General features: G+C 66.9%; 11 protein-coding genes and 1 pseudogene. 4 read left to right on the top strand and 8 right to left on the bottom strand.

The window, feature by feature from the left end; translation table 11 throughout:
* The 4 genes and pseudogenes from MMB92_RS23390 to MMB92_RS23375 all read right to left on the bottom strand — a co-directional run.
* Positions 1 to 248: pseudogene (locus MMB92_RS23390) on the bottom strand (sugar ABC transporter substrate-binding protein); the annotation flags it as partial.
* Positions 249 to 374: 126 nt separating this feature from the next.
* Positions 375 to 1766, bottom strand: coding sequence for an undecaprenyl-phosphate glucose phosphotransferase (locus MMB92_RS23385; protein ID WP_277562960.1), 1392 nt, complete (start codon positions 1764 to 1766; stop codon positions 375 to 377).
* Between the two features lie 235 nt (positions 1767 to 2001).
* Positions 2002 to 2949, bottom strand: a complete 948-nt coding sequence (locus tag MMB92_RS23380) for a hypothetical protein (RefSeq protein WP_277562959.1) — start codon at positions 2947 to 2949, stop codon at positions 2002 to 2004.
* A 28-nt stretch (positions 2950 to 2977) separates the two neighbouring features.
* Positions 2978 to 4552: a hypothetical protein gene (locus tag MMB92_RS23375; protein ID WP_277562958.1), complete on the bottom strand. Its 1575-nt coding sequence runs from the start codon at positions 4550 to 4552 to the stop codon at positions 2978 to 2980.
* Between the two features lie 352 nt (positions 4553 to 4904).
* Here MMB92_RS23375 and MMB92_RS23370 point away from each other — a divergent pair, with 352 nt between their 5' ends.
* The 3 genes from MMB92_RS23370 to MMB92_RS23360 all read left to right on the top strand — a co-directional run bounded on the left by MMB92_RS23370 (position 4905) and on the right by MMB92_RS23360 (position 7399).
* On the top strand, positions 4905 to 5219 hold the full coding sequence (locus MMB92_RS23370; RefSeq protein WP_023477308.1) for a hypothetical protein: 315 nt from the start codon (positions 4905 to 4907) through the stop codon (positions 5217 to 5219).
* 2 nt (positions 5220 to 5221) lie between these two features.
* A complete protein-coding gene (locus MMB92_RS23365) occupies positions 5222 to 6022 on the top strand; it encodes a glycosyltransferase family 25 protein (RefSeq protein ID WP_206533007.1) in 801 nt (266 codons plus the stop codon).
* A 534-nt stretch (positions 6023 to 6556) separates the two neighbouring features.
* Positions 6557 to 7399 carry a peptidyl-prolyl cis-trans isomerase gene (locus tag MMB92_RS23360; RefSeq protein ID WP_058902569.1) on the top strand — a complete coding sequence of 281 codons (843 nt, stop codon included), beginning with the start codon at positions 6557 to 6559 and terminating at the stop codon, positions 7397 to 7399.
* Positions 7400 to 7850: 451 nt separating this feature from the next.
* Here MMB92_RS23360 and MMB92_RS23355 read toward each other — a convergent pair whose 3' ends face one another.
* The 4 genes from MMB92_RS23355 to MMB92_RS23340 form a co-directional block, all read right to left on the bottom strand.
* A complete protein-coding gene (locus tag MMB92_RS23355; RefSeq protein ID WP_179107124.1) occupies positions 7851 to 8066 on the bottom strand; it encodes a hypothetical protein in 216 nt (71 codons plus the stop codon).
* 137 nt (positions 8067 to 8203) lie between these two features.
* Positions 8204 to 8524 (bottom strand): XRE family transcriptional regulator, encoded by a 321-nt coding sequence (locus MMB92_RS23350; protein WP_080331053.1) that lies wholly within the window; start codon positions 8522 to 8524, stop codon positions 8204 to 8206.
* Positions 8524 to 8859 (bottom strand): SymE family type I addiction module toxin, encoded by a 336-nt coding sequence (locus tag MMB92_RS23345; protein WP_277562957.1) that lies wholly within the window; start codon positions 8857 to 8859, stop codon positions 8524 to 8526. The genes MMB92_RS23350 and MMB92_RS23345 overlap by 1 nt, the downstream gene beginning before the upstream one ends.
* Before the next feature lie 328 nt (positions 8860 to 9187).
* Entirely contained in the window at positions 9188 to 12169 is a 2982-nt protein-coding gene (locus tag MMB92_RS23340) for a sensor histidine kinase (RefSeq protein WP_058902572.1), read from the bottom strand.
* Positions 12170 to 12622: 453 nt separating this feature from the next.
* Here MMB92_RS23340 and MMB92_RS23335 point away from each other — a divergent pair, with 453 nt between their 5' ends.
* On the top strand, positions 12623 to 22756 hold the full coding sequence (locus tag MMB92_RS23335; RefSeq protein WP_277562956.1) for a YadA-like family protein: 10134 nt from the start codon (positions 12623 to 12625) through the stop codon (positions 22754 to 22756).
* The last annotated feature ends 60 nt before the right edge of the window (positions 22757 to 22816 follow it).

The following is a 22816-nucleotide window of genomic DNA, read 5'->3' as shown; positions in this document are numbered from 1 at the left end:
AGCGGCGCGCGAACCGGCGTGCCGGCCGTGGTCGACGCGGCCGCGGCGCGTGCTTCGGCCACGCGCGAGTCGGCCGCGGCCGGCGCGGGCGCGCCGTCATCCGGCGCGTCGGCGAGCCAGCCGAGATACGACGTGTTCATCTTCATGCCGGGTGCGAACGCGCATCCTGACAGCGCTACGCAGGCCGTCAGGACGAGCGCGAGCGCACCGTGGCGGCGCGCGGCCGCCGATGCGATCGAGGGTGTCATGAGTTCCTTCCAGTTGCGCCGCGCGCCGGAGACGGCGGCGCGGGAGCGGGCTGCCGAAGCAGGGGCCGCCGGGTCAATCGAAGCAGCCGCGGCGGCGATGCCGCGGCGCCGAACGGCATGCGCCGTTCAGTACGCGTTGGGATGCACGATCCCTTTCAGCACCGTCGCGCCGATTATTCGCAGGTCGAGCGCGAACGACCAGTTGCGCAGGTAGTACAGGTCGTACTCGACGCGCGACTGCATGCTTTCGAGCTGTTCGGTCGCGCCGCGCAGTCCGTTGACCTGCGCCCAGCCGGTGATGCCCGGCTTGATCCGGTAGCGGTGGATGTAGCCGTCGACGAGCGTGCGGTACTGCGCGTCGTGTTCCACCGCGTGCGGACGCGGACCGACCACCGACATGTCGCCGAACAGCACGTTGATGAACTGCGGCAGTTCGTCGAGGCTCGTGCGGCGCAGGAACGCACCGACCTTCGTCACGCGCGGGTCGTTGCGGGTCGCCTGCTCGACCATGCCCGGTTGTTCGACATGCACGCGCATCGTGCGGAACTTGTAGATGTCGAACGTGCGGCCGTCGCCGCCGCGCCGTTTCTGCGTAAACATCACCGGGCCCGGCGAACTCAGCTTGATCGCCACGGCGATGACGAGCAGCAGCGGCATCAGCAGGATCAACACGGCAGCCGCGAACACGCGATCGAAGACGGCCTTCACGCACAGCGCGCCGCGCGACAGCGGCGGCGCGGCGAGCGAGATCGCCGGCTCGCCGAGGATTTCGTCGACCTGGCTGCCGAACAGCGCGTGCCGGCTCACGTCGGGCATCAGGCGCAGCTCGACGAAGTCGCTGCGGAATTCGTCGATCACGCGCGTGATCGCGGCGTCTTCCGCGAGCGGCAGCGCGATCCACACTTCGTCCGCGCGCTGGCGGCGCGCACACACGGCGAACGAGGCGAGATCGGTCGTGACGAGCGCGTCGCCGGCGAGCGTCGTCGCGCGGCCGGCCGTGCAATACGCGCTGACGAGCCGGTAGCGCGTATCGCCGGCCGCATCGAGCGACGCGACGATCCGCGCGAGGCGCTCGTCGCTGCCGACGACCGCGATGCGGGCGGGTGTCGCCGGCACGCGCAGGCTGCGCCGGCGCGCGATGCTCAGTGCGACCCGGAATACGACGAGTACGATCCCGACCTCGATCGTCCAGTCGAAGAACCACGTCAGCATCATCACGGTCGCGGTGGTCAGCGCGATCATCTTCAGGAACACGAAACCCTGCACGACGAGCCACAGCGCGAGCGTGCGGACCGCATAGCGCGTCGCGGGGCGCGGCCGGCCATCGAGGCCGATGCCCGCCAGGCGCAGCAGGAACGCCGCGAGCAGCGCGCTCACGCCGATCAGCAGCCATTCGATCGCGAGCGCGTCGAGATTCCACAGCGAACCGTGGTGCGTGAGTACCGCGATCGCGACGATCGCCGCGACATCGACCATGCAGACGACGATCTCGCCGCGCGGCCCGTGCTTCTTGTTCATTTCATCCGCCATCCTTGCCGTCGCGCACCGTCCGGAATGGCGGCGCGTCCGCGTTCGTGCAACGCTCCGCAGAGCGAGGTGCTGCCCGGCGCGTTGCACGGTGCGTTCGGGCAGTACGGCGAGTCTAGGAGCGATGACGGGGCGAGACCATCGGACTGCGGGCGATCAGGAAGGGCACTTCGATCGGACTGCGCGTCAACGGGTTAGGACTCGTTCCCGATGGCGTCAGGGATTGTCAAACCGCCTGTGGACAGGCGACCAGCACACGCTGTCGGCGCGCTGTGGCGATGGCGCCGACGACGGCGGCTCGCGACGTGGCGTCGTCATGCCGCCACCGCGTGTGCGGCCAGCAGCGGCGCGAGCGACCGGGCCTGCGGATGGCGGCCGATCGTCGCCAGCGCGTCGGCTTCGAGCCGGCGGCGTTGCGCGGGATCGCGGACGAGTTCGACGCACGCCTCCACCAGCGCGTCGTACGGCGCCGCACGGAAGCCGTTGGCGTGGCGTAATCGGGATCGACCGACGTCGTCGGCGACACCTCGCCGACGATCGCCTTGCCGTTCGTCATCAGATAGAACGCGCGTACCACCTCGAAAATGTGCGACGCGTAGTGATGCAGGTTCAGCACGACCTTCGCGCGCGCGATGAAGGCGTCGCGCTCGGCGCCGTAGAGGCCGCCGCTGACGATCCCGACGTTCAGCCCGCGCGCCTGCAGCGCCTCGAGGATCGCCGCACGGCGCGGGCCGATCGTGCCGTAGAACAGCACGTCGATGTCCTGCTCGACGTCATCCGGAATGCGACGCAGCTTCGGATGGAAACCGAGCTTCAGGTAGCGCGCATGCCCGATGCCGAGGCTATGCAGTTTCGCGAGATTGCGCGCGCTGTAATCCCAGGTTTCGTATCGCGACGCCCAGCGGTAGATGGCCTCGTTCCACGGCTGTTCGTCGACGTGCAGTTGCTCGGTGTTGACGACGATCGTGTCGGCCGGCACGTGCTCGGTCGCGCGTGGATCGGCGAGATGGCAGCCGATCAGGATGTTCCGCGCATCCGGCATCATGTCGTTCTCGTTGACGTGCACGACGTGGCCGAGATCGTCGAGCCCATACGCGATCACCTCGGCGAGTTCCGTGAAGGCGCCCGAATGCGCGTAGCCCGACGGGCGGACGATGCAGAGGTTGTAATCCATGACGAATCTCCTGTCGGCGTGGCGGCGGTCAGCCGGCCAGCCGACGAAGATCGGCGGCGACCGCGTCCATGACCGGCTGCCAGTCGGCGAACGTCGTCTGCCGATACAGCGACGCGCTCGGGTAGAACGGGCTGTCGCGGCGGTCGTGCTGCCAGACCCAGTGCGGGTTCGCATCGAGCAGCACCCACGTGCGCCGGCCGAGCGCGCCGCTCAGGTGCGCGGCCGACGTGCAGACGGTGATCACGAGATCGAGTGCGCCGATGAAGGCGGCGGTATCGTCGACCGTGCGCCATTCGCGCGTGCAGTCGCTCACGACGAAACCCGCCGCGCGGGCGGCTTCGATGTCGTGCTGCGCGCCCGGTTGCAGCGAGTAGAACGCGACGTCCTGCTGCAGAGGGTCGAACGCGTCGGCATAACGTTCGAGCCCCACGCGGCGAAAGCGGTTGCGCTGGTGCGACAGACTGCCCGTCCACGCGAGGCCGACCTTCAGCCGCTTTTCGCCCGCGAGCGCCGCGCGCCACGCGTCGACGGCTGCCGCGTCGGCGTGGAGGTACGGCGCCGTCGCGGCGAGCGCGTCGCCGTCGAGGCCGAGCATCCCGGGGATGCTCATCAGCGGCAGCTCGACGTCGAACGCGGGCAGATCCTCGATGCGCGTGCTGGTGTCGAACACGTCGACATGCGTTGCCAGACTGCGCCCGAACAGGCCGCCCAGCACCGGAAACGCGTTCCACACGATCCGGCCGCCTTCGCGATGCACGCGTTCCGCGAGCAGCGGCACGTAGCGGCAGAACTGCAGTGCGTCGCCGAGGCCCTGTTCGCCCCACACGAGCAGTGTCTTGCCCTTCAGCGATTCGCCGCGCCAGCGCGGCCCGGGAAACATCGGCAGGTTGCCGCGCAGTTCGGCCGAGCCTTCCCAGCGCGCTTCGTAATGGGGCCAGCCCGACGCGAAATCGCCGCGCGCGAGCTGGAGCAGCGACAGATTGTGGCGATACGTCGGGTTGTGCGGCGCGAGTTCGACGGCGCGTTGCGCATGCGTTTGGGCCTGGCCCCACCATTGCGCTTCCTTCATCGCCGTCGCCGCGTTGTTCACGGCCAGCGCGCTGTCGGGCGCCAGCGCGACCGCACGGGTGGCCGCGCGCAATGCGCCGTCGAGATCGAAGCGGTCGATGCGCGTGATCACCGCATTGGTCCATGCGCGTGCGTCGTCGGGATCGTCGTCGAGCGCACCTTCGATGAGCGCGAATTCCAGATCGGGATCGCCTTCCGTCAGCCGGATCGCGAGCGCGAGATTGTTCTTCAGCGACGGCCACGCGGGCGCGAGCTCGAGTGTGCGGCGATAGGGCGCGATCGCATCCGCGTGGCGTCCCGCCATCTGCATCGCATAGCCGCAGTTGAATGCCGCTGCCGGGGACGCCGGACGCAGTTTCCAATGGGCGGCGGCCAGTTGGGCGGCGAATTCGACTTCGCCGCGCTCGATCAGCGTTTGTGTGGCGGTGGAGACGGCATCGTCATCGACATCGACCGAGGCGGCATCGGCCTGCGTGGCGAGCATCGTGTCGTCGGTGTCGGCGAGCGTGGGCGTGTCGTGAGGCGAGATCTGCATGTCGGGGCTCCGGAGGGCCGGCCGCGTTCGAGGCAGCGGCCGGTGGCGGGGTTCGTCGTGAGGGCGCCAGCGGCTTGCACGCATGGACACAAGCAGCATGGCGCCGGCTTGACGTCCACTTTATGGATCCGCACCCGGCAACTGAATAAGACCAGTCCGAATCGATGAGGCTCCGCGATGCATCCCCCGGTAACGAACGCGCCGTTCGGTCGCGTTTGTAGTCCCAGTCCTATTTTTTGGTTCGCCGTTCGCCAATAAGACTCGTCTGATAGAGATCGCGTGCAGCGATCTTTGTAATACGCAGTATTCCGGCCGACGTCGTTCGGCAACTATCAGACAGGGAGTACTGACGATGAGCGCAGCAGATTTTCTGGTGAAAGGCACCGTGATCGGGATGGTCGCGAGCGCGGCCACGGTCGGGATGGTCCACGTGGCGGTCGAGTTCGGCACGCGCTGGTCGTCGAGCGGCATGGTCGTGACGATGGCGACCGCGTTGCTGATGGCGATGCTGCTGCTCGTGCCGCCGCTCGTGACCGCATGGCGCAACCGCAACGATGTGGTCGATCCGTTCTACGAGCCGGCGGCGTTGAAGCCGATGTTGCAGGGACGGACGATCGGCATCGTCGTCGGCATCGTGTTCGGCATTTCGATCGTGACGGGGTGGTGACGATGTCGACGCCCGTTACCGATCTTCGCGACGCAACCATCGCACCTGTACGCGCTTGCGCCGTCGATACGCCGTCCGTCGGCAAGACGCTTCGCGTGATCTCGCTGCAAGGCGAGCGTGGCCGGCGCGACGCGTTTCGTGCGAACAATCCGACGCTCGCATTCGAATTCGTCGACGCGATCGACGGTCGGGCGCTGTCGGACGACGATATCGCACGAAGCGGCCTGTTCGCGCCGGCGTTGCCGTACACGCGCGGCGCGATCGGCATCGCGATGACCACGCATCGCCTGTGGACCGACATCGCCGCAGGCAGCGAACTCGTGACGATCGTCGAGGATGACGCGATCTTCCGCCCGGACTTCGACGAAACGGCGATGCAGTTCCTCGCCGCGCATGCCGGCCGTTACGACTTCGTCGCATGGGGCTACAACTTCGATTCGATCCTGCGCGGCGCGATCTTCAACAGCCGCACGCCGGTGACGATGCGCTTCGACGAAGCGGCGCTCGCGCACGCCGTCGACGATTTCCGCACCGATCGCGGGCCCGTGCTCGTGATGGACCTGCTCGAGTTCTACGGGATCTGCGCGTACACGATCTCGCCGGCTGGTGCGCGCTTCCTGCTCGATCATTGTTTTCCGCTGCGACCGGAGACGCTGTTCTCCCACGGGCTCGGCCGCACGCTGCCGAACTACGGGATCGACGTTGCGATGAACAAGTTCTATGGCGCGATGCGCAGCGTCGCTGCATTTCCGCCGCTCGCCGTGACGATGAACGCGCGCGAGACGTCGACGATTCAACGGTGACGTCGTGCGGAATAGGACCAGGCTGATTGTGCGGATGCCGGATGCGCTTCGACAATGCGTAGGTCGGGCATCTGCATGGTACGCGCCCGATACCTCGTATCCGAAGCCACGCTTCGTTGGACGCGCTGCCCGTTCACCGGGCAGCGCATTTTTCTCCGCGCGAGGCCGGCACGAGCGACGTTGCCGGCGCGGCCCGGTCAGGATGGCGAGAGGTGAATGCCTTGCGGCGACCGGTGGGCTCGGTCGCATCTGCACCGTTCGGGTCGCAGGTTGGGAGAACGCTGCCACATGCGAGCGCAGGGCATTCATCTCTGTCGTTCCCTCCGTCGGTCACCTGTGCCTCGCAGACGGCGGTGACTCTGCTCGGCAACGCGCGGCCGGCTCGACCGGCTCGCGCTTCAGGTCTGGTCGTGACGCGATCGCGCGCGCGGCCTGTCAGGCACCGACCCGGTCGGTTGTCCGCGGTGAAGCTGCCGCACCTCCACACGGCCGCCATCGCGTGCGGCACCTCCCTCCATCGATGAAGGAATCGTCATGAAGAAGCATCACATTTCCATTGTTTCCACCCTGATCGCACTCGCGTGCGCCTGCGGCGCCCCTGTCGCACGCGCCGCAGGCACGAAAACCGAAACGCCGCTGCCGCCGGGCGTCGAAGCGGTCGTCAACGACACGCCCATCGCGCGCAGCGACGTGGACAGCATGATCGAAGCCACCGGGCAGGCCGCCACGCCCGAATTGCGCGCGCAGGCCAAGCGCGAGCTGATCGCCCAGCACCTGGTCGAGCAGGCGGCGGAAAAGGCCAACTACGGTAGCCGCCCCGAAGTGAATCGCGTCGTGATGCGGGCGCGCACGGTCGCGGCGACGGATCTCTACCTGCGCGACAACCTGCGCCCGCAAGCGGTGACCGACGCGCAGGTGAAGGCGCGTTACGACGACGTCGTAGCGAATGCCGCGCAGTTCGAATATCGCGCGGACGTGATCGCCGTGGCCGATCCGGCCGAAGTGAACGCGCTGGTCGCGGAGCTGAAGCAGGGCGCGGCGTTCGACGCGGTCGCGAAGAAGTACAACACGACGCCGAACGGCGGCGTCGCGCAGTGGGTCGAGTTGCGCACGCCGGTGGCCGAGGGGAAGACGGGTGGTTTGCCGCTGCCGCTCGCGCAGGCGATTACGTCACTGCAGCCGGGTGCTGTCGCGGGCCCGATCCGGGTCGGTAACGCGTTCGCGATCGTGAAACTCGACGAGAAGCGTGCGACGGTCGTGCCGACCTTCGAGGCGGCGAAGAACGTGCTGCGTCAGCAGCTCGAAGCGCAGGCGCAGCAGCGTGCGATGACGGCGCTGGTGGACAAGCTGGCCGGGCAGGCGACGATTCAGCAGTAAGCGGGTGTATCGGGAAGACGGTGGATCGGGTGATTCACCGGGGTAGCCGCTGCCGTGGACTACGGCAGCGGCTTTTTTCTTTGTGCTTAGCACGTACGGCCGCTATTGTTTGAGCTTCATTCGCACAGCATTGCGGGTATCGTCCGCAGGTAATCGAAGGAGGCAATCAACGATGACAGATTCTTGCGCAAACGAAGATCGGTATGTTCCGGTGCCGCATACTGCGGCCGACACGGCGCGCCTGCTTGCCGATCCGGCCATCAAGGCGGCATACGACGAGATGGCGGATGAGTTCGCTGCACTCCGCGCACGACTCGAAGAGAATCAGCCTGGTCCGATTGGTTGTAACGGTTGTTCACGTTAAATTGATCGAGTGTGGCACCGGAGCCGCTTCGGCGGCGGCCGTTGGGCCCGGCCGTAGTCATGCTATGCAATTCGATAGCACCTACTCCTAACGCTGCCTTATGCGAGCGCTGATGCGCTTCCGGCCGCCACACACTTTTTCTATCGGGAAGTGCTCCGCTTCGTAGCGTGCGATCAGGTCCGCCAGAACCTTCAGTTCTTCGCCCTGCGGTGTGCCTGGCGCGGGATCAAACTCGACAAGCGCGGATACCGCCTGCAGTGCGGCCTCGTAATCGGCATCGGTTCGAATCGGTTGACTGTCCATCCCGTTGATCATTGCGATTGGTTGCTTTTCTCGTGCTGTCCGTTGCAGACAAGCGCGTCGGACTGTCGTATTTCAGCGCACGTCCGGCTGAAGCATCGCGACGCCGGACGTGAAGGCCCGTAGCGGCGGGCCCTTAGTCAGACCGAAACCGTAATCCCCGCCGGCCCGAATTCCCCCGCCGGCTTCACCACGATCTCCACATGCTGGCCGAACGACGCCAGCGTCAGCATCAGTTGATCCAGCGTTACGTTCCGGAGCCGCTCGCGCTGCTCGGGCGTGACCACCGGCCGTGCCATTTCGGCGAGCGCCGCCGCCTCTTCCTCGGTCAGGCCGCGCGACGCCATCAATGCGTTGAGCTTCAGTACGAGCACGGATTTGGCCGCCAGTTCGCCGACGTCGTAATAGTCGAAATCGTCCGGCACGTTGTCGGGGTGTTGATTCGATGCGTCGTAGTTCATTACGCCTCCTCCGCCATCATCGACGGTTGCCGCTGTTGCCCGGTGCCGCAATCGACATCGGGAAATCCATCCTTTCCGGCAGGGCTCGGGTCCGCCTCATCGATCGGCGTGATCACCAGCCGCTTGTGCGACACCTCGATATGCAGACGCTGTTCGGGATCGAAACCCGCCGCCTCGATCCATCGGCCGGACAGTTTCATCCACAGATGCACGACTGGCGGCGCCATGTCGGCGAGCCTGATATGCGCAACGATGCGGCGGGATTGAAGAGACGAACGAGGGGAGACAAAACGATCGCGGAAATACATCGGTGCGTTATGATTCGCGCCAGCCATGGTCAACTCCTTGGAAGTTGGTTGTGGTCAGCGGCCCGCAGGTGCTGTTTCACCTGCGGGCCGCGCTCGTTTACGCAACGGATTTCGAGTACCGCTTCCTCACATGCATCGCATGTCGAAGCGGCCTGAGAACCCTGGCGAAAACGTGCAACCACTGTAGTCGAGAACACCCGGCGTGATGGATCGGTCACGTACGAATTTATCGATGTTGGCCATCCGGCCTATGCATCGACGCTTGCTGCATAACGAATCCGGCGCGATCGCGTCGGCTGACTGCGTCGTCGATTCATTCCCGATGTGTCAGAAATCGTTTCAATCGATGATTCGATCAGCCCGCCGCACGCCGCATCAGGATCTCGTTCGCGCTCTGTCGATAGCGCTCGAACTCCCGCGCGAACGCGGCCGCATCCCCGGCCAGCGCCAGCGCTTCCATCGACGCGCAAAGCCCTGAAATCTCCCGCTCGCCGATCATCGCGAACGCACCGCGCATGCTGTGAATCTCCGAACGCGCAACCTTCAGATCGCCATCCTGCAACGCCCGCGCAATGGTCGCGCTCGAGCGTCGCGTCGCATCGACGAGCACCGTGTGCAGGTCTTTCGGCAACGGGCCGGGGGCGCGCGCGGGTACGGGCGGATACGTCGGCCGCCGCCACGTCCCCGCGTACTTCGCGATCGCCTGCTCGAGCGATTTCAGCGACGTCGGCTTCGTGACGATTTCGTCGATACCCGCTTCCCACGCCAGCCGCAACTCGTCCGGTTCGGCATGTGCGGTGACCGCCAGGATCGGCTGTACGCGGCCGCGTTCGCGCAGCACGCGGGCGAACGCGTAGCCGTCGAGGCCCGGCATGTTCAGATCGGTGAGCACGACCGCATAGTCGTGACGATCCACCAGATCGAGCGCTTCCGCGACATTCGATGCGATATCGGCCTGATAGCCGAGTACGTCCAGCTGATCGTGGACGAGCGAACGGTTGACCGGATTGTCGTCGACGAACAGCACGCGCACGTCCGGCGCGTCGTCGCTCGAAAGCGCCTGGGCCGCGCCCGGCTGGCGGTCGAGCGGCAGTGGCAACGTGACGACGAAGGTCGACCCGACGCCCGGCACGCTGTTCGCGTCGATGCGCCCGCCCATCGATTCCGCGAGCTTGTAGCTCAGCGCGAGGCCGATGCCCGTGCCGCCGAAACGGCGCGCGATCGATTCGTCGGCCTGCGCGAACGGCTCGAACACGTGCGCCAGCTGGTCGGCCGTCATGCCGATGCCCGAATCGCTGACGCGGATCGTCACGGGCGTCGCGTCGCCCGACGGCGCCGACACCGACAACGCCACCGCGCCGCGGTCGGTGAACTTGATCGCGTTGCTGACCAGGTTCACGACGATCTGCCGCACGCGCATCGGGTCGCCGAGATACGTGTGCGTGACCGCCGGATTGACGTCGATGCGCAGCGCGATGCCCTTCGCGCCGGCCACCGGCTCGAACAGGTCCGCCACGTCGCGCATCAGCTCGTCGATCCGGAAACCGGTCGCTTCGAGCGTCATCCGGTCGGCTTCGATCTTTGTCATGTCGAGCACGTTGTTCAGCATGTCGAGCAGCATCCGTGCGGCCGACGTGACCGCATGCAGGCGCGGCTTCTGCCGGCTCGGGTCGGGCGCCTTGTCGAGCAGTTCGAGATTGCCGAGCATCGCGTTCAGCGGCGTGCGGATCTCGTGGCTGATCGTCGCGAGGAACGTCGATTTCGCGCGGTTCGCGCTGTCGAGCGCGCGTTCGGCGTCGGCGCGCGTCGTGATGTCGGAGAAGCTGCACAGCAGCGCATCCTTGCCCTTGTAGCGCACGCGCACGAAGTTGACGAGCAGGTCGCGCGCGCGGCCGTCGTCGAGCGTCACCGGCAGTTCGACGTCGAGCTGCACGGGCGACGCGTCCGCGTGTTCGCGGTAGTGCGCCAGCAGCCGCTCGTGCAGCGGCGGATCGCCGGCCTCGCGTTCGTACAGTTCGAGCATCCGGTTGCGCAGCAGCACCTGTCGCGTGTCGGGCGATACGAGGCCGATGCCGAACGGCGCGGTCGCGACGATCGTGCGGCTCATCCGCTCGCTTTCGAACACGCGGCGCGAGCGGCGAAACAGCGGTGCGAACACCCGCAGGTCGAACGCGATCACGAGCGTCCACAGCACGATGAGGATCGTCGCGGTCGTGCCGAACTCGCGCAGCATCGTCGACCAGATCGCAAAGGCGATCGTGCGCCACGAGTACGCATAGACAATCGCGTAGCCGGTGTCGGAGATCCGGTCGCTGATCGTGAACACGCCGTGGCGGTAGCTTTCGTCGAAATGCGCGAGGCCGCGCCGCCACGTGCCTTCGGCCAGCGCGTGCTTCATCAGCGCGGCGCCGTCCTCCGCGTCGCCGGTGCGGTCGACATCGAGCAGCACGCGGCCGTTTTCGTCGATCAGCATCGCGACGGCATCGGCCGGCGCGTGCTTCATGCGCTCGGCGATCACGTCGACGTCGAAGTCGCTCACGAAGGTCATGAAATGCTGCTGACCGTCGAAGGCGGGTTCGACGAGACGGAAGACCGTCTTGCCGGTCAGCGGATCGATCGCCGGCGCCTGCCACGCGATCCGGCGCGACAGGCGCCAGTAGCGCGCGACGGCCGGATCGGACCAGTCGGCAGCGTCGAACGCGAGGTGCTGGATCAACGCATGCGTGTCGCGCACGCCGATGCGCGCGAGCAGGTCGGGATACGGCATCGACGGCGGCGGCGTGATCGCGATCACGTTGCGGTCAGGACTGTACGCGTAGCCGCGCACCGCGCGACCGGTCTGCCGCTCGGCCGCCGCGACCGAAATCGTCTGGCGCTCCATCAACTGCACGTAGCGATCGGTTTCGTGGTCGGCGAGCGCCTTCGGCGACGCGGCCACGAAGATTTCGCTCACGCCGGGCATCGGGGCGAGCAGCACGTGCCCGTCTTTTCTCAGTGCATCGGAGGCTTCGCGCGCATGCGGCGGATGGCCGTTCCACAACAGCTCGGCATTGATCACCGCGCGGCGCATCGATGCCTGTTTCGCATCCATTTCCAGTTGCACGAGCGCCTTGTGCGTCGCGAACAGGTCGCGGCGCTCGGCGATGTAGTCGCGCACCGACCCGACCAGCAGGATGCCGGCCGCGATCAGGATCACGAGCGACAGCACGACCGCGCCGCCGTACAGCGTGAAGCGCTGATACCGGTTCAGCAGGCTCAGGTCGTGCGCATCGTCGTCAATCGACGCGAACGGCGCGCTGGCGTCCGTATGGGACGCGAAGAGATGGCGGATGGGCATGAGACGAAGACCGGTGAATCAATGCGCAAATCGGGAGACGCGTCGCGGCGATGCCGGAACGCGGACGATATCCGCGAGCCGCACGACGGCGGCGCGATGCGCGGCCGGCTCGGGGAACGGGAAAATTATCGGGATAGCGGGCGGGTCTGTATGTAGGGCAGTCCGAAACACTCGCGCGCGATGGATAGGACCAGTCCTATTCAGGCAATCGGCGGCGCGGTGCGTATATAAGGCTTGCCGCGCGCTCGTGTCAAACGGAATCGTTCAGGAGAGCGGCGTGTCGTGCCGCGTCTGGCACGGCCGATTGTCAAGCAACGTCATGTTAGGACTGGGCCTACGAAATAAGTCGCCGCACGTCCAGCCGTCTGATTATCGAAATGACAGGCGATCAATACATTGGCATCTGTGGACGAGGAGCGTCCTTCACCCTTTTTCTCTACAGAGGCAATCAGCATGAACAAGAGTTATCGCACCGTCTGGAACGCGACGACGGGTACATGGACGGCGGCGGCCGAAACCGCGCGGATGCGTACGAAATCGAAGTCGAATACGACGATGCGGTCGTCGGTCACGGCGGCGGTCGCGGTGATGGCCGGCGTGGGCGGCGGTTCGATGGCAAATGATGCGATGGCGCAGGCCGCCAATGGCGGCGGGTCGTTGTCGCTTTGTGCGCCGACCGGTAGCGGTTATTACGGGACGACCTTTGGCGGCGGCAATACCGTCGGAACGCGGACAACCGGGGCGTGCGGTACGGCAATCTCCAATTTCAGACTGAGTGAAGGTCACGTCCGGTCGTTTCAGCTGTACAACCACAGCAACGTCAACGGTGGTGGCGTCGGTCAGGCCAGCGCGGCGACCGAAGCCGGCATCAGCGGCACCGTCGATGGCCATCTGTTCCTGCTGGGCGGCTCGGGCGTGCACCTGCGCGGCCCGGTGGACGTCGATAGCAACTTCAACATGACGAACCACCGCATCAACAACCTGGCCGCCGGTACGGCCGGGACGGATGCCGTCAACGTGAATCAGCTGAACGCAGCGATCGCGGCCGCGGGGACGGTGAACCCGTACGTGGTGACCAATACGGGTACGTATGCGGCGGCGACGGCTGCGCGCGCAGGTAGCAGCGCCACCGCGATCGGTGCCAATGCCAGCGCGACGGGTACTTCGGCCGTAGCGCTCGGCGGCAATACTGTGGCGAACAATCAGAACGCCACGGCGATCGGCACGTTGTCGCGAGCGACGGGGTCGGAAAGTGTTGCGGTCGGTACGAGCGCAAATGCTGCGGGCGCCAACGCATCGGCCTTCGGCCAGGCAGCTGCCGCTCAGGCCGTCAATACGACTTCCGTGGGCTCCCGTTCGACGGCTACTGCGGATGGCGCAACTTCGCTCGGGTTTTCCGCGAGCGCCGTGGGTGCGAACGCCATCGCGGTCGGTCGCGGCGCGAGCACCAGCGGAACCTATGGCTCCGCGATCGGCTATTCCGCCAATGCAACCACGAACGCCGTTGCGATCGGTGTGCTCGCGAATGCGACATCGGCGTCGAGCGTGGCACTGGGCGAGCGCGCGAGTGCAACGGGTACGACCGCGACCGCGCTCGGCCGCGGGGCTCTGGCCAGCGGGACGAATTCGGTTGCGCTCGGCGCGAACTCGGTTGGCGATCGCAACAATGCGGTGTCGGTCGGGTCGACGTCGCAGCAGCGACAGATCGTCAACGTGGCCGCCGGTACGCAGAATACGGATGCCGTGAATCTCGGTCAGATGAATACTGCGTTGTCGACCAAGGTCGACAACACGTACATCAAGATCGATACGCGCAACGGTACGGCCGCCGCGCAGGCAGGCTCGGGCGCGGTTGCCATCGGCACGAATACGAGCGCGTCCGGAACGTACGCGACGGCGTTCGGCAACAGTGCACGGGCCAACGGGGACAACAGCACGGCGCTCGGCTTCCAGGCAAGCAGTGCGGGCGGCGCCGCCGTCGCGGTCGGCAATGGTGCGAACGCAAGCGGCTCGCATGGCGTTGCACTGGGTGTCAACGCCGTGGCATCCCATACCGATTCGGTGGCGCTTGGTGCCCTGTCAGCGACGGACCGCAACAACAGCGTATCGGTCGGCTCGTCGACGCTGCGTCGGCAGATCACCAACGTGGCTGCCGGTACGCAAGAAACCGACGCCGTGAACGTCGGCCAACTGAATGCCGCGATCGCGGCAGGCTCGAACCCCTATGTAGCGGTGCGTGGTTCGATCGCGGCACGCGCTTCCGGTACTCAGTCGATTGCGATCGGCGACGGCGCGATCGCGAATGCCACGGACATCAATGGCGGTCAGACGAATATCGCCATTGGCGCCAAGGCGTACACGTCGGGCGGATTCGGGCAACTGGCGCTCGGCGAGGGCGCGTCCACGACGAACACCAATGCCGGCGGGGCGATCGCAATCGGGCGCGGGGCCCGGACTACGCAACGCGGCGTGGCGCTCGGCGACGGCGCGTCGGTGACGGCTCAATACGGTGTCGCGTTGGGTGACACTTCGATCGCCGATCGAGCGAATAGCGTGTCGGTGGGTTCGGCGACGCTGCAGCGGCAGATCACGAACGTGGCGGCCGGCACGCAAGACACGGACGCAGTGAACGTGAGCCAGCTGAAGGGCTCGGGCCTGATCGGAGACGACGGCAAGTCGATCGCCGCGGTGACGTACGACCGTAACGCGGACGGCACGCCGAACTACGGCACGGTGACGCTGGGCAACGGCGCAGGTCCGACGCAGATCAAGAACGTCGCGGACGCGACGGACGACCATGACGCACTGAACCTCGGCCAGTTGAAGGACGCGGGCCTGGTCGGTGACGACGGCAAGGGCAACCTGACGTCGATGGCAGTGACGTACGACGGCGCGGCGCGTGACAAGGTGACGCTGGCCGGCGCGGACGGCACGACGCTGTCGAACGTGAAGGCCGGTGTGGCGAACATGGACGCGGTGAACGTAGGCCAGCTGAAGGACTCGGGCCTGATCGGCGACGACGGCAAGTCGATCGCCGCGGTGACGTACGACCGTAACGCGGACGGCACGCCGAACTACGGCACGGTGACGCTGGGTAACGGCGCAGGCCCGACGCAGATCAAGAACGTCGCTGACGCGACGGACGATCACGACGCACTGAACCTCGGCCAGCTGAAGGACGCGGGCCTGGTCGGTGACGACGGCAAGGGCAACCTGACGTCGATGGCGGTGACGTACGACGGCGCGGCGCGTGACAAGGTGACGCTGGCCGGCACGGACGGCACGACGCTGTCGAACGTGAAGGCGGGTGTGGCGAACATGGACGCGGTGAACGTAGGCCAGCTGAAGGACGCGGGCTTGGTCGGTGACGACGGCAAGGGCAACCTGACGTCGATGGCGGTGACGTACGACGGCGCGGCGCGTGACAAGGTGACGCTGGCCGGCACGGACGGCACGACGCTGTCGAACGTGAAGGCCGGTGTGGCGAACATGGACGCGGTGAACGTAGGCCAGCTGAAGGACTCGGGCCTGATCGGCGACGACGGCAAGTCGATCGCCGCGGTGACGTACGACCGTAACGCGGACGGCACGCCGAACTACGGCACGGTGACGCTGGGTAACGGCGCAGGCCCGACGCAGATCAAGAACGTCGCGGACGCAACGGACGATCACGACGCACTGAACCTCGGCCAGCTGAAGGGCGCGGGCCTGGTCGGCGACGACGGCAAGGGCAACCTGACGTCGATGGCAGTGACCTACGACGGCGCGGCGAAAGACAGCGTGACGCTGGGCGGCGTTGGCGCGACCACGCCGGTGGCGATCCACAACGTCAAGGATGGCGAACTGTCGGCGACGAGCAAGGATGCCGTGAACGGTTCGCAGCTGTTCGCGACGAACCAGAACCTGAGCGACCTGAAGGATTCGCTGAAGGATGGCGGCGTGATCGACCCGGTGACGGGCGAATCGCTGGCTGTCGTGTACGACAGCAACGCGAAGGACACGGTTACGCTGAAGGGCACGGACGGCACGACGCTGTCGAACGTGAAGGCCGGCGTGGCGGACATGGACGCGGTGAACGTGAGCCAGCTGAAGGATTCCGGCCTGATCGGCGACGACGGCAAGTCGATCGCCGCGGTGACGTACGACCGTAACGCGGACGGCACGCCGAACTACGGCACGGTGACGCTGGGTAACGGCGCAGGTCCGACGCAGATCAAGAACGTCGCGGACGCAACGGACGATCACGACGCACTGAACCTCGGCCAGCTGAAGGGCGCGGGCCTGGTCGGCGACGACGGCAAGGGCAACCTGACGTCGATGGCAGTGACCTACGACGGCGCGGCGAAAGACAGCGTGACGCTGGGCGGCGTTGGCGCGACCACGCCGGTGGCGATCCACAACGTCAAGGATGGCGAACTGTCGGCGACGAGCAAGGATGCCGTGAACGGTTCGCAGCTGTTCGCGACGAACCAGAACCTGAGCGACCTGAAGGATTCGCTGAAGGATGGCGGCGTGATCGACCCGGTGACGGGCGAATCGCTGGCTGTCGTGTACGACAGCAACGCGAAGGACACGGTTACGCTGAAGGGCACGGACGGCACGACGCTGTCGAACGTGAAGGCCGGCGTGGCGGACATGGACGCGGTGAACGTGAGCCAGCTGAAGGATTCCGGCCTGATCGGCGACGACGGCAAGTCGATCGCCGCGGTGACGTACGACCGTAACGCGGACGGCACGCCGAACTATGGCACGGTGACGCTGGGCAATGGCGCGGGTCCGACGCAGATCAAGAACGTCGCGACGGGCGTCGACGACCTCGACGCAGTCAACGTCAAGCAACTGAACACGGGCCTGTCGGATCTCCGCGACGAGATGTCCGGCGGCAACCTGCGCTTCGTCAAGGTCAATGCCGACCCGGTCACGGGCACGCCGGCTGTCGCCAGCGGCGCGCTCGCGGTCGCCATCGGTTCCGACGCACGGGCGACCAGCGCCAACTCGCTGGCGCTCGGCAGCGGCGCACGTGTGACCGGCAACGGTTCGGTCGCGATCGGCTACAACTCGGTCGCGAACCAGAACAACGTCGTGTCGGTCGGCGACGTGGGCCGCGAACGCAAGATCGTCAACGTGGCGGACGGCGACGTCGCATTCCAGAGCACGGACGCGGTCAACGGCGGCCAGCTGTATGCGGCGCTGAACGACCTGTCGACGTCGGTGAGCTCGAAGACGCAACAGGCGATCGACAGCTTCTCGTCGGAGATCGACAAGAAGACGAAGGCTGCCATCGACGAGGTGAGTTCGCGCTCGATGCAGACGATGGACGTCAGCGACCCGCTCGTCGCGATCGAAGGCCTGCAGGGCAACAACGTCGCGTCGCTGAACGGCGCGGATCCGGCTACCGCAACGGCGGCCGCGATCGGTTCGTCGACGGCGGCAAGCGGCGCCAATGCGGTGGCCGTCGGCCTGCAAAGCGGCGCGGGTTCGAACAACTCGGTCGCGATCGGTAGCTTCGCGCAGACCGGCGCCGGCCAGGACTACTCGGTCGCCATGGGTTCGAACGTCCAGACGAACGGCACGCAGGCCGTCGCGCTGGGTGCGAACGCGCAGGCGAACGGCGAGTATGCGCTGGCCGTCGGCAACAACAATGCGCAGGCAATCGGCGACGGCTCGATCGCGCTCGGTAACGCCGCGAACGTGCGGGCCGGCTCGACCAACGCGATCGCGATGGGTACCGGTGCGAACGTCGCACGCGGCGTCGAAGGCGCGATGGCGCTTGGCGCGAACACGACCGCGGGCGCGGCCAACAGCGTCGCGCTCGGCGCGAACGCGTTCTCGAATCGTGCGAACTCGGTATCCGTCGGTCGTGCGGGTGCCGAACGCCAGGTCGTCAACGTCGCGGCAGGCACGCAGGCGACCGATGCGGTCAACGTCAGCCAGTTGAAGGGCGTGACGGACGCGCTCGGCGGCGGGGCGGCGGTGGGCGCGGACGGCACGGTGACGAGCCCGACGTACTCGCTGGCGGACCCGGCGGATGCGTCGCAGTCGAAGTCGTACAACAACGTGGGCGACGCGCTGTCGAACCTCGACGGCCGTACGACGACGAACACGCAGAACATCACCGTGATCAACAAGCAACTGGCCGATTCGGGTCTGGTCGATCCGGTGACCGGTCAGTCGATCACGGCGGTGACGTACGACCGCAACGCGGACGGCACGCCGAACCTCGGTTCGGTGACGCTGGGCGGCGCGGGCGCGACGGCTCCGGTCGCGCTGAAGAACGTCGCGGACGCGAAGGACGACCACGATGCGCTGAACCTCGGCCAGCTGAAGGACGCGGGCCTGGTGGGCGACGACGGCAAGGGCAACCTGACGTCGATGGCGGTGACGTACGACGGCGCGGCGAAGGACAAGGTGACGCTGGCCGGCGCGGACGGCACGACGCTTGCGAACGTGAAGGCCGGCGTGGCCGACATGGACGCGGTGAACGTTTCGCAGCTGAAGGGCTCGGGCCTGATCGGCGACGACGGCAAGTCGATCGCCGCGGTCACGTACGATCGCAACGCGGACGGCACGCCGAACTACGGTTCGGTGACGCTGGGTAACGGTGCAGGCCCGACGCAGCTGAAGAACGTGGCCGATGCGACGGACGACGGCGATGCGCTGAACCTCGGCCAGCTGAAGGAGGCAGGCCTGGTGGGCGACGACGGCAAGGGCAACCTGACGTCGATGGCGGTGACGTACGACGGCGCGGCGAAGGACAGCATCACGCTGGGCGGCACGGGCGCGACCACGCCGGTGGCGATCCACAACGTCAAGGATGGCGAACTGTCGGCGACGAGCAAGGACGCCGTGAACGGTTCGCAGCTGTTCGCGACGAACCAGAACCTGAGCGACCTGAAGGACTCGCTGAAGGACGGCGGCGTGATCGACCCGGTCACGGGCGAATCGCTGGCTGTCGTGTACGACGGCAACGCGAAGGACACCGTGACGCTGAAGGGCGCGGACGGCACGACGCTGTCGAACGTGAAGGCGGGTGTTGCCGACATGGACGCGGTGAACGTTTCGCAGCTCAAGGGCTCGGGCCTGATCGGCGACGACGGCAAGTCGATCGCCGCGGTCACGTACGACCGTCTCGCGGACGGCACGCCGAACTACGGCTCGGTGACGCTGGGCAATGGCGCGGGTCCGACGCAGATCAAGAACGTCGCGGATGCGACGGACGACCATGACGCGATCAACTACAACCAGTTGAAGCAGTACGTCGCGGACAACTCGGGCGGTTCGGGCAACCCGCTGGCCGTCGGCTATGACGACGACACCAAGGCTCGCGTCACGCTGCAAGGCGGCGCGGACGGCACGACGATCACGAACGTGAAGGCGGGCGCGGTCACGGCCACGAGCACGGACGCGATCAACGGTGCGCAGCTGCACGGCACGGCGCAAAGCGTGGCCGATTCGCTGGGCGGCGGCGCGACGGTGGGCGCGGACGGCAAGGTGACGAACCCGACGTACTCGCTGGCCGATCCGGCGGATGCGTCGCAGTCGAAGTCGTACAACAACGTGGGCGACGCGCTGTCGAACCTCGACGGCCGTACGACGACGAACACGCAAAACATCACCGTGATCAACAAGCAGCTGGCCGATTCGGGTCTGGTCGACCCGGTGACGGGCCAGTCGATCGCGGCGGTGACGTACGACCGCAACGCGGACGGCACGCCGAACCTCGGTTCGGTGACGCTGGGCGGCGCGGGCGCGACGACGCCGGTGGCGTTGAAGAACGTCGCGGACGGCGTGGATCGTCACGACGCGATCAACGTGGGCCAGTTGCAGGACGCGGGCCTGGTTGCGCCGATCGATTCGTCTAACCCGGGTACGGGCCTGACGTCGCTCGCCGTCGCGTACGACGGTGTCGCGAAGGACACGGTCACGCTGAAGGGCGCGGACGGTACGACGCTGTCGAACGTGAAGGCCGGCGTGGCCGACATGGACGCGGTGAACGTGAGCCAGCTGAAGGGTTCTGGCCTGATCGGCGACGACGGCAAGGCGATCGCGGCGGTCACGTACGATCGCAACGCGGACGGCACGCCGAACTACGGTTCGGTGACGCTGGGTAATGGCGCCGGCCCGACGCAGCTGAAGAACGTGGCCGACGCGACGGACGACGGCGATGCGCTGAACCTCGGCCAGCTGAAGGGCGCGGGCCTGGTGGGCGACGACGGCAAGGGCAACCTGACGTCGATGGCGGTGACGTACGACGGCGCGGCGAAGGACACTGTGACGCTGGGTGGCGCGGGCGCCACGACGCCGGTCGCACTGAAGAACGTTGCGGACGGCACGGAGCGTCACGACGCGATCAACCTGGGCCAGCTGCAGGACGCAGGCCTGGTTGCGCCGGTCGACCCGACGAACCCGGGTGCGGGCCTGACGTCGCTCGCCGTCGCCTACGACGGCGCCGCGAAGGACATGGTCACGCTGAAGGGCGCGGACGGCACGACGATCACGAACGTGAAGGCGGGCGCGGTCACGGCCACGAGCACGGACGCGATCAACGGTGCGCAGCTGCACGGCACGGCGCAAAGCGTGGCCGACTCGCTGGGCGGCGGCGCGACGGTGGGCGCGGACGGCAAGGTGACGAACCCGACGTACTCGCTGGCGGACCCGGCGGATGCGTCGCAGTCGAAGTCGTACAACAACGTGGGCGACGCACTGTCGAACCTCGACGGCCGTACGACGACGAACACGCAGAACATCACCGTGATCAACAAGCAGCTGACCGATTCGGGTCTGGTCGACCCGGTGACGGGCCAGTCGATTGCGGCGGTGACGTACGACCGCAACGCGGACGGCACGCCGAACCTCGGTTCGGTGACGCTGGGCGGCGCGGGCGCGACGACGCCGGTGGCGTTGAAGAACGTCGCGGACGGCGTGGATCGTCACGACGCGATCAACGTGGGCCAGTTGCAGGACGCGGGCCTGGTTGCGCCGATCGATTCGTCTAACCCGGGTACGGGCCTGACGTCGCTCGCCGTGACGTACGACAAGCATGCGAACGGTTCGGCGAACTTCGACCAGATCACGCTGAAGGGCGCGAACGGCACGACGCTGTCGAACGTCAAGGCCGGCGCGGTGAACGCGACCAGCATGGACGCGGTGAACGGCTCGCAGCTGTACGGCGCGTCGAAGAGCGTGGCCGACGCATTGGGCGGCGGCTCGACCGTCGACGCGAACGGCAACGTGACGAACCCGACGTACACCGTCAACGACAAGACGTACAACAACGTCGGCGACGCGATCGAGAACATCTCGAGCAGCCTCGTCCACGGCTCGATCGGCCTCGTCCAGCAGGACGCGGACACGCGCGAGATCACGGTCGCGAAGGACACGGACGGCACGTCGGTGAACTTCACGGGCACGGCGGGCGACCGCGTGCTGACCGGCGTGGGCACGGGTGCGGTGAGCGCGACGAGCCGCGACGCGATCAACGGCTCGCAACTGCACGGCACCGCGCAGAGCGTGGCGGACACGATCGGCGGCGGGACGAAGGTCGATGCGGACGGCAAGCTCGCGGACACGTCGATCGAAGTGAACGGCAGCAAGTACAAGACCGTGGCCGAAGCAGTGCAGGCCGCGGCCAAGTACGGTGCGACGGATTCGCTCGCGGTGCGTTACGACCTGAACAAGGACGGCACGGCGAACTACGGCTCGGTGACCCTGGGCGGCTCGGGCGCGGCGCCGGTGCGCCTGACCAACGTCGCGGACGGTTCGAGCCGGTATGACGCGGTGAACTTCGGGCAGTTGAGCGAACTGAACGACAAGATCGGCGGCCTCGACGATCGCGTCGGCGAACTGGAGCGGAACCCGGGCACGGGCAATCCGGGCAACGGCGGTTCCGGCAACGACTACTTCGCCGGTACCGACGTGGGCACGGACGGCACGACGAAGGCGAACGCGGGCAGCGGCACGGGCAACACGGCCGCGGGTTCGGGCGCGACGATCGGCACGGGCGCGAACAACGCCACGGTCGTGGGTTCCAACGCGAACGTATCGGGCAGCAACGGTACGGCAATCGGTTCGGGCTCGAAGAGCAGCGCCGAAGGCGCGACCGCGATCGGCAGCAGCGCGAACGCATCGGGCGAGAAGTCGACGGCGATCGGCGACGGTGCGAACGCGTCGGGCAAGAACTCCGTCGCGCTGGGCGCCGGCTCGGTGGCGTCGAGCGACAACACCGTGTCCGTCGGTACGGCCGATCAGAAGCGCACGATCTCGAACCTGGCCGATGGCGTGAACGCGTCCGACGCGGCGACGAAGGGCCAGATGGATCGCGCGATCGGCGGCGTGCAAGGTCAGGTCAACGACCTGTCGCGCAACGCGTACTCCGGTATCGCCGCGGCCACCGCGCTGACGATGATCCCGGGCGTCGATCCGGGCAAGACGGTGTCGTTCGGTATCGGCGGCGCGACCTACAAGGGCTATCAGGCGGTGGCGTTCGGCGGCGAGGCCCGCATCACGCAGAACCTGAAGATGAAGGCCGGCGTGGGCATGTCGAGCGGCGGCAACACCGTCGGCGTGGGCGCTTCGTATCAGTGGTAAGCCGCCGGGCGGGGCCTCGCGCCCCGCCCGAGCGGGCGATCCGACTGACTCCATTCAACT

The sequence above is a fragment of the Burkholderia sp. IO2 genome (assembly GCF_029522185.1).
Classification (GTDB): domain Bacteria; phylum Pseudomonadota; class Gammaproteobacteria; order Burkholderiales; family Burkholderiaceae; genus Burkholderia; species Burkholderia cenocepacia.
The sequence above is the reverse complement of the archived record's forward strand: the minus strand, read 5'-3'. Positions and strand labels throughout refer to the sequence as shown.

What these genes read in the sequence shown, in the direction of transcription:
- MMB92_RS23385 (WP_277562960.1), bottom strand. Translation starts at nt 1,766, where the DNA reads ATGAACAAGAAGCACGGGCCGCGCGGCGAGATCGTCGTCTGCATGGTC.
- MMB92_RS23380 (WP_277562959.1), bottom strand. Translation starts at nt 2,949, where the DNA reads ATGGATTACAACCTCTGCATCGTCCGCCCGTCGGGCTACGCGCATTCG.
- MMB92_RS23375 (WP_277562958.1), bottom strand. Translation starts at nt 4,552, where the DNA reads ATGCAGATCTCGCCTCACGACACGCCCACGCTCGCCGACACCGACGAC.
- MMB92_RS23370 (WP_023477308.1), top strand. Translation starts at nt 4,905, where the DNA reads ATGAGCGCAGCAGATTTTCTGGTGAAAGGCACCGTGATCGGGATGGTC.
- MMB92_RS23365 (WP_206533007.1), top strand. Translation starts at nt 5,222, where the DNA reads ATGTCGACGCCCGTTACCGATCTTCGCGACGCAACCATCGCACCTGTA.
- MMB92_RS23360 (WP_058902569.1), top strand. Translation starts at nt 6,557, where the DNA reads ATGAAGAAGCATCACATTTCCATTGTTTCCACCCTGATCGCACTCGCG.
- MMB92_RS23355 (WP_179107124.1), bottom strand. Translation starts at nt 8,066, where the DNA reads ATGGACAGTCAACCGATTCGAACCGATGCCGATTACGAGGCCGCACTG.
- MMB92_RS23350 (WP_080331053.1), bottom strand. Translation starts at nt 8,524, where the DNA reads ATGAACTACGACGCATCGAATCAACACCCCGACAACGTGCCGGACGAT.
- MMB92_RS23345 (WP_277562957.1), bottom strand. Translation starts at nt 8,859, where the DNA reads ATGGCTGGCGCGAATCATAACGCACCGATGTATTTCCGCGATCGTTTT.
- MMB92_RS23340 (WP_058902572.1), bottom strand. Translation starts at nt 12,169, where the DNA reads ATGCCCATCCGCCATCTCTTCGCGTCCCATACGGACGCCAGCGCGCCG.
- MMB92_RS23335 (WP_277562956.1), top strand. Translation starts at nt 12,623, where the DNA reads ATGAACAAGAGTTATCGCACCGTCTGGAACGCGACGACGGGTACATGG.